This window comes from Vulcanococcus sp. DEBay_Sum22DG08_74 (genome assembly GCF_017852955.1).
In the GTDB taxonomy this organism is placed as follows: domain Bacteria; phylum Cyanobacteriota; class Cyanobacteriia; order PCC-6307; family Cyanobiaceae; genus Vulcanococcus.
The window spans coordinates 1-6305 of sequence record NZ_JAFMKL010000095.1 but is presented as its reverse complement, the minus strand read 5'-3'; the positions used below and the strand labels follow the sequence as shown (position 1 = coordinate 6305).

Annotated in this window: 10 protein-coding genes and 1 pseudogene; 6 read left to right on the top strand and 5 right to left on the bottom strand. The window is 65.8% G+C overall.

Annotated elements, in window-relative coordinates:
* The 3 genes from QZ184_RS09330 to QZ184_RS09320 all read left to right on the top strand — a co-directional run.
* A partial coding sequence (locus QZ184_RS09330; RefSeq protein ID WP_296419253.1) for an AbrB family transcriptional regulator occupies positions 1-163 on the top strand: 163 nt, incomplete at its 5' end.
* 72 nt (positions 164-235) lie between these two features.
* Positions 236-691: a DUF6554 family protein gene (locus QZ184_RS09325; RefSeq protein WP_296419251.1), complete on the top strand. Its 456-nt coding sequence runs from the start codon at positions 236-238 to the stop codon at positions 689-691.
* Positions 692-696: 5 nt separating this feature from the next.
* The gene (locus tag QZ184_RS09320) at positions 697-1137 is read left to right on the top strand and encodes a hypothetical protein (RefSeq protein ID WP_296415451.1); all 441 of its coding nucleotides are present in this window, start codon (positions 697-699) and stop codon (positions 1135-1137) included.
* Here QZ184_RS09320 and QZ184_RS09315 read toward each other — a convergent pair.
* On the bottom strand, positions 1064-2638 hold the full coding sequence (locus QZ184_RS09315) for a DEAD/DEAH box helicase (RefSeq protein WP_296415453.1): 1575 nt from the start codon (positions 2636-2638) through the stop codon (positions 1064-1066). The two genes, QZ184_RS09320 and QZ184_RS09315, sit on opposite strands and share 74 nt — an antisense overlap.
* Before the next feature lie 168 nt (positions 2639-2806).
* Between QZ184_RS09315 and QZ184_RS09310 the strand changes: the two genes are divergently transcribed.
* Entirely contained in the window at positions 2807-3220 is a 414-nt protein-coding gene (locus tag QZ184_RS09310; RefSeq protein WP_071777926.1) for an HNH endonuclease, read from the top strand.
* A gap of 1 nt (position 3221) precedes the next feature.
* Here QZ184_RS09310 and QZ184_RS09305 read toward each other — a convergent pair whose 3' ends face one another.
* Positions 3222-3452 (bottom strand): hypothetical protein, encoded by a 231-nt coding sequence (locus QZ184_RS09305; protein WP_296419247.1) that lies wholly within the window; start codon positions 3450-3452, stop codon positions 3222-3224.
* A gap of 31 nt (positions 3453-3483) precedes the next feature.
* Here QZ184_RS09305 and QZ184_RS09300 point away from each other — a divergent pair, with 31 nt between their 5' ends.
* Positions 3484-4362, top strand: coding sequence for an SDR family oxidoreductase (locus QZ184_RS09300; protein ID WP_296419245.1), 879 nt, complete (start codon positions 3484-3486; stop codon positions 4360-4362).
* A gap of 11 nt (positions 4363-4373) precedes the next feature.
* Here QZ184_RS09300 and QZ184_RS09295 read toward each other — a convergent pair whose 3' ends face one another.
* On the bottom strand, positions 4374-4538 hold the full coding sequence (locus QZ184_RS09295; RefSeq protein WP_010313963.1) for a hypothetical protein: 165 nt from the start codon (positions 4536-4538) through the stop codon (positions 4374-4376).
* Between QZ184_RS09295 and pdxA the strand changes: the two genes are divergently transcribed.
* Entirely contained in the window at positions 4537-5553 is a 1017-nt protein-coding gene (pdxA, locus tag QZ184_RS09290) for a 4-hydroxythreonine-4-phosphate dehydrogenase PdxA (protein WP_296419243.1), read from the top strand. The two genes, QZ184_RS09295 and pdxA, sit on opposite strands and share 2 nt — an antisense overlap.
* On the opposite strand, the gene accB is transcribed toward pdxA, so the two are convergent.
* On the bottom strand, positions 5550-6023 hold the full coding sequence (gene accB / locus QZ184_RS09285) for an acetyl-CoA carboxylase biotin carboxyl carrier protein (protein WP_296419241.1): 474 nt from the start codon (positions 6021-6023) through the stop codon (positions 5550-5552). The two genes, pdxA and accB, sit on opposite strands and share 4 nt — an antisense overlap.
* A gap of 4 nt (positions 6024-6027) precedes the next feature.
* A pseudogene (locus QZ184_RS09280) lies at positions 6028-6305 on the bottom strand (elongation factor P); the annotation flags it as partial.

Genomic DNA, 6305 nt, shown 5'->3' with positions numbered 1-6305 from the left:
ACCAGGGGGAATCAGCGGCATGAGTCTGGTGGGCGCCGAATTCGGAGTCGGTGCCGCCGTTGCTGCCCTTCACGCCGTCCGCTTGATCACGGTGCTGCTGGTGCTGCCGCTGGCGGTCAGGCTGCTCCTGGGCCACGGGGACCTGCCGCCACCTGCCAGCTGATTGATCGGCACCTGGATCCAGGGGGAAACGATCGATACGGTGGGACACCCAATGCCATTCCCCTGCTTCGGCATGCGTCTTTCCCTGTCCCTCAACGGCCGGCTGCTTCGGCTGGCTGCAGCCCTTCCGCTTGCTGCCCTGGGCTGGTCTGCGCTGCCGACCGCCGCTCTGGCCGGCAATGAAACCGGTGCCAAAGGAGCACAGATCTATTGCTTCATGCGCAGCAGCGGCAACAACCACGAAGTGAGCTGGAAAGCGGCCTACGCGGTCATCAAGCGTCAGAGCGCCTCGGTCTTCAAGACCTCGCCTGAGCACGCCGCGGTGATGATCACCGAAGCCGTCGTCGCCGATCCCGGCAAATTCAACGACTGCGGTCGCTACCTGGGCGATCTCTACGTCAAGGCGGTGGACACCAACGAAGAGAAGAGCCAGTCCACCCACCCCGACAGCACCAACCGCACCAGCACCAGCTCCGGCATCACCAGTGGCACCGGCGCCAGCGGCAGCTCGAACCGCTACGCCTACTGAGGCTGATGGCAACCCGCACCCGCTCCTGGCTACCGCCATCCCTGGGGGCGGGTCTGCTCTGGCTCGTCCTCAGCAGCTGCAGCGCTCCACCCGAGCCCGGCCAGAGTCAAACCAAGGTTGACGACTGCCTACGCAACGTCAACCTTGATCGTCTGCCCGCCTTGCTCAAGCACTGCGATGCCGTGGTGGAGGCCTTCCCTGAACACCCGCAACCCCGCAACGAGCGGGCACTGCTGCTGAAATTGGCCGGCAAGCCACAGGAGGCCTGCCGCGACAGCCTCAAAGCCGCGGCCCTGGTGAAAGAAGGCAAACACCCCGTCGACGCCCTGATGCGCGACGAGATCGATTTGCGGCGGCGCAACTGCATCCGCCTCACCACTGATCGAGCAGCTGCTGCACCATCCGCGGCAGCGGCTGACGCTCCAGCTGAGCCTGGCCGCGACTGAGCAACAGGGCAATGCGCTCGGCCTTATCGGCAATCAGCCCGTCCACCAGTTGATCCGCGACGCCAAGCTGAAGCCAATGGCACTCCAGGGTCCCCTGCATGCCAATGCGGTGGCAGCGGTCCTCGGCCTGCTCGGCGTCGCCAGGGGTCCAGGGTCTCTCCAGCAGGACCACATGCTTGGCCCGATGCAGGGTGAAGCCCAGGCCTCCAACGCCGTAGGTGCTGATCAGCAGCTGCTCGTGGCCAGCCTGAAAGCGATCCACCACACCTTGGCGCTCTGCGGCGGCCAGGCGTCCGGTCAGCAGGGCACCCCCCAGTCGCTGCTGCAACAACTGGGCCGCCGTCACAAAGGCCGTGAAGACCACAACGGCCTGCCCCTCGGCCTGCAGCCTGGCCAGCAGGGCGGCGGCGGCGGGGAGCTTGTACTCCGAGCCGATCTGACGCAGGGCGGTCAGTACGGCTAAGGCCTCGGCATCGCGGCGCACCAAACCCGCAGCGGCGCGGCGGCGATAGTCATCCACCTTCAGTTGCAGGCGGTGCTGAAAGCCCTGACCCTCCGCCTCCGACAGGCTGACGGGAAGCATCTGCCGGCGTTTCGGGGGGAGATCCAGACAGTCCTGTTTGCGGCGATGCAGCAGCAGGGGCCTGACCAGGCGCTGCAGCTCCGGCAGGTGGGTGGCCCCGGTCGCACTCCACTGCCGGGTGCCCGAGCGTTCATGCCAATGGCCAAGGCAGTAGCGCTCCTCGAAGGCGCGCTGGTCCTTCGCCAGGGGGTGGCCGATGGCCGCCAGCAAGGGGAACAGCTGCGCTGGGCGGCCGTTTTTCATCGGAGTGCCGCTGAGCAACCACGCCACCCGCAGCCGCGGATGGCGCGCCAGACGCAGGAAGGCCTGGGTGCGCGCAGCGGACAAGTTCTGGGCGTAGTGGGCCTCGTCCGCGATCAGAACCGTGCCGGCCTCCGGCAGCTCCTGTGGGAGCGCCGCCCAACTGAGCAGGGTGATCTGCAGTTGCAAGGCCGCCGCCTCCTGGCGCCAATGGCGATGGAGCCCCGTGGGAGCGATCACCACCACGCAGCAATCCGCCGCCCGGACCATCGCGCGCGCGGCCACAAGCGCCGTCAGGGTTTTTCCCAGGCCCATGGCATCGGCCAGCACCGCACCACGCCGCGCCAGCAACCAGCGCACCGCCGCCCGCTGATGGGCAAACAACTCCCGGCCGTCCGGCAAGGGTTCCGCTAATCCGGCGCTGGCAATCAGCTCGCGATGGGGCGGCAAGGGGGGCAGAGGCTGCTCGAGCCAGCTGCACCACTGGGGCAACGGCGGCTCCATCGCGAAGCGCTTGCCGAAGTGCTGACGCAGGACCAAGGCCGCTTCCAGCGGGAACTCCCAGCAGCCCTGCTTTGAGCGCCAAAAGCCTCGGGGGCGCACCGCCCTGAGCTGGGCCTGGGTGACCGCATCAAAGGGCAGAACCAACTCGATGGCCCCTGATGCTCCCAACCGCATCAGGCAGCGCGAGGTGCGTTGCTGGGCCGTCTGAGCTGGGGCAGCAACTCATAATTTAGCGAAGCTCAGGGCGGGCGCAACAGCTGCAATAAGCCTTGCAAAATGCATCGTTCGACACATTGACATCCCAGCCACTCAGGTCAGACTCCCTGCAACCGAATTATTCGGATGCACAGCAGGGATGCCGTTTTCCTTGAAGACTTGTGCCCCAAACTTCGTGTTCGCCGGTGGAGACAATCCCTCCACACTTACACCGGAAAAACGTGCATCTACTGCGGCAAACCTTCTGAGTCTATTGATCACGTTTTTCCGCAAAGTCGCGGCGGCTTAAGCGTGACAGAAAACTGCGTTCCCGCTTGCCTGGCCTGCAATGGCCGCAAGAGCGACGCTGACGCTTTCGAGTGGTACCGGCAGCAGCGCTTCTACGACCCCCGCCGAGCCATGGCCATCCGCGCCTGGACCGACGGTGACCTGCGCCTGGCCCTGCGCCTGCTGCAGTGGGCCAGCCCCGGGGCCATTCCCGCGCCCGCAGCGCCTGACTCCGGCTTCAATCCCATGCAGCCGTACCTGCAGGCCGCCTAAGTCACCAGATCCGGCAGGCCGCAGCGCCGTTATGGCGCTGGCAAATCTCCGCCTGAGCCTGGGGCTGGTCGGGAGCCAGCAGCAGGGCCGAGAACAGCGTCAGCGCCAAAGCCGTCAGGCCAATCAGGCGACGCGGGGCGCCAACCCGCGAACGCCGCCGAGGACGCACGCGCCCAGGGACCTGGCCCACGAAGGAGGACGCAAGCGGGGCGGGGAAGCAAGATGCAGTCATTGATCAGCGGGTGAGCAATACAGGTGTACTCATGACGGCTCGTGGTGTCAACCCCTCCTCCCGCGTGCTGGTCCTCGGCGGGGGATACACAGGCCAGCGCTTTGCCGATGCAGCCAGAGCGCGCGGGGCCCAGGTCTGGCTGACCTCGCGCTCGATCAAAGAGGGATCTCAATGGCTGCACTTCAATGCGGGCGAGGGGGCCGTCCCGCAGCTTCCTGAAGGCCTCAGCCATGTGCTGATCACCCTTCCGCCCAACAAGAACGGCGAGGACGACGCCTACAACCTTCTGGGGGAGTCCCTCCGGCACCAGCCCCTCCAGTGGGTGGGTTACCTATCGACCACGGGGGTCTACGGCGACACCCAAGGACGCTGGGCCGATGAACAGAGCCCGACAGAGCCAGGCCTGCGCCGCAGCCAATCCCGCCTGCAGTGCGAGCAACGCTGGCTGGCCAGCGCTCTCCCCCTACAGAGTTTTCGGCTGCCCGCGATCTACGGACCGGGTCGTTGCCCGTTCCAGCAGCTGCAACAGGGCCAGGCCCGCTTGATCCACAAGCCCAAGCAGGTGTTCTGCCGGATCCATGTCGATGACATCGTTGGCGCCTTGCTGCACTGCTGCGGCCTACCCCCGGAGGCCAGGCCAGCGGTGCTCAACGTCAGCGACGATCTGCCCTGCCCCTCGAGTGAAACGCTCGGCTATGCCGCCCACCTGCTGGGTTGCAAATTGCCAGCCGTACGCAACTTCCGCGACGCCCAGGCAGAGATGAGTGCGATGGCCCTGAGCTTCTGGGCCGACAACCGCCGCGTCAGCAATGCGCGGCTGTGCCAGGACCTGGGCTACCAACTGCGTTACCCCAGCTATCGGGAAGGATTTGCCGCCAGCTGGGAGGAGGAGCAGAACCGTCCCAAGTGATGGAATAACCCTTAGATGCGGTTTGCGCCTGAACCCGCCGGACCTTGATCCGGGTCCGGAACGAACGGCACCCCGGCATCGTGGAAGAGACGATTCCAGTGCAACTCCACCCAGCCGTTCTGCACACCCTTCACCAGGGCAAAGCCCATCCCGATCAGCAACAGCCAACGCAACATGGGTGATCCGCCAAGCGACAGCAACGCTAAGCGCCCCCGCTTGATCGTCTCCCTTGGCGATCCCGCCGGCATCGGAGGCGAGGTCACGCTCAAAGCCCTGGCCCGCTGGACCCCCGCTGGCCAGCCGCCGCTGCTGGTGGGTTGCCGCCGCTGGCTGGAGGAGACCTACACGCAACTCAAGGGGCAGACAGACGCCCCCCTGGCGGACCCCGCCCAGCTCGAGGTGGTGGATTGCCCGCTCGAGCAACCCGTGAAACCAGGGACCCCCAGCGCCATCAGTGGTGAAGCCAGTTTCCGCTGGCTCACCCAGGCCGTTGAGCTGGTGCAACGGGGCTCCGGCCAAGCCCTTGTCACTGCCCCGATCGCCAAACAGCACTGGCACGCAGCGGGCCATGACTACCCCGGCCAAACCGAACGCTTGGCTGAACTGGCTGGAGCCAAGGAAGCCTCGATGCTCTTCACCGCCCGCTCCCCCCAGAGCGGCTGGCGGCTCAACACCCTGCTCGCCACCACCCACATTCCGCTTCAGCAGGTTCCCCAAGCCCTGAACCCTGAGCGGGTGCGCGCCAAGCTCGACGTCTTACTGGCGTTTTGCCGTCGCTTTCGCCACGAGCCGACCCTGGCCGTCGCAGGACTCAACCCCCATGCGGGCGAGGCCGGACGTCTTGGACGAGAGGAGCGGGACTGGCTTGAGGCCACGCTTGAGGAGTGGAGCGCGCGGCACCCTGAGGTCACCCTGCTGGGGCCACTTCCACCTGACACCTGCTGGCTGAGCGCGGGCATGGCCTGGCAGCAGGGCGGAGGCGCTCCCGATGGCTTCCTCGCGCTCTACCACGATCAGGGCCTGATCCCCGTCAAGCTGCTGGCCTTTGACCAGGCGGTCAACACCAGCCTGGGCCTGCCCTTCCTGAGGACCTCACCGGATCACGGAACCGGGTTCGACATCGCCGGCCTTGGCATTGCCCGCGCAGCCAGCATGGTGGCGGCCTTGGAGGCCGCTGAGGAATTGGGCTAGGCGGGTTTCACCCGCATCAGCACCTGGCCAAATTCAACCGGGGTGCCGTTCTCGACCAGGATCTCCACCACCTCACCGCTCACCTCGGACTCGAGCTCGTTCATGAGCTTCATCGCCTCGAGGATGCAGACGGTCTGGCCGACATTGATCTTGGCGCCGAGCTCCACGAATGCCGACTCGCCGGGAGCGGGGGAGCGGTAGAAGGTCGCCACCATCGGAGCGGTGATCTCAATCAGATCACTGCGGGCCGCAGCGGCGGCCGGGGGAGCCGCGGAGGGGGCAGCGGCAGGTGTGGCTGCAGCGGGAGCCGCAACCGGAGCGGCGGCCTGCATCACAACCTGGGGCTGGACCCCGGGAAGATTGCGACGCAATTCCAAGCGGAAGTCATCACCTTCGAGCTTGAGCTCTTGGATGTCGCTGTCCCCAAGCAGGGCAATCAGCTCACGCAGCTGGTTGTGGTCAAGTTGCATGGGATCAGTTCTCGCGGCCCAGGTAGCTGTCGGTGCGGGTGTCGATCTTGATCTTTTCGCCGATCGAGAGGAACAAGGGAACCATCACCTGAGCGCCGGTCTCGACGATGGCGGGCTTGGTGCCGCCCGTGGCGGTATCGCCCTTCACACCGGGGTCAGTTTGGGTGATTTCCAGAACAACGGAATTCGGGAGTTCCACTTCCAAAGGCTTCCCGTTCCAATAGACGACATTCACCTCCATGCCTTCCTTGAGGTACTTGCGCTGATCGCCGATCTGCTTGG